1 protein-coding gene is annotated in these 931 nt (G+C 36.4%); it reads left to right on the forward strand.

Features of this window, described 5'->3' with window-relative positions:
* A partial coding sequence (locus tag KPL38_RS19360; protein ID WP_246578060.1) for a thiamine pyrophosphate-dependent enzyme occupies positions 1 to 931 on the forward strand: 931 nt, incomplete at both ends.

Raw genomic sequence — 931 nt, forward strand, 5'->3', positions numbered from 1 at the left:
TACCAAACTGGAAGTTTAACATAAACTTACCTAAGAAAGAAAATCCAATGGGTACATCAACTGTTAAGGGTAGCCAATTTGAGCAACCATTAATGGAATTCAGTGGAGCTTGTGCTGGATGTGGAGAAACTCCATATGCTAGACTTGTCACTCAATTATTCGGAGATAGAATGCTCGTAGCTAATGCTACAGGATGTTCTTCAATTTGGGGTGCTAGTTCACCTGCTTCACCATATACAGTTAATAAATGTGGTCAAGGACCAGCTTGGGCCAATTCATTATTTGAAGATAATGCTGAATTCGGATTTGGTATGTTCCTTGGAACAACTCAACAAAGAGATAAGGTTGAATTGCTTGCTAAAGAAGCATTAACAATGAATACAAGCGAAGCATTAAAAACAGTTATTAATGAATGGATTGAGAATAAGCAAGATGCAGAAGGTTCAAAAGCTGCAACTGCTAAAATGTTACCATTATTAAAAGCTGAAAAAGACAATAACGAAGTTTTGAAAGAAATATTTGATAAAAAAGATCAGTTAGTAAAGAAATCTCAATGGATATTTGGTGGAGATGGCTGGGCTTATGATATTGGATACGGTGGTGTTGATCATGTACTTGCATCTGGAGAAGATGTAAATATACTTGTAATGGATACAGAAGTATATTCAAACACAGGTGGTCAGGCTTCTAAATCTACTCCAACAGCAGCTGTAGCTAAATTTGCTGCAACTGGAAAGAGAACTAAGAAGAAAGATTTAGGTATGATGGCAATGTCTTACGGATATGTTTATGTTGCTCAAATAGCAATGGGTGCTGATAAAGCACAAACATTAAAAGCTTTCAAAGAAGCAGAAGCATATAACGGACCATCACTTATAATAGCATATGCTCCATGTATCAATCACGGTCTTAAAGTTGGAATGGGTTGTAC

This window comes from Clostridium psychrophilum, assembly GCF_018861705.1.
Classification (GTDB): domain Bacteria; phylum Bacillota; class Clostridia; order Clostridiales; family Clostridiaceae; genus Clostridium_AD; species Clostridium_AD psychrophilum.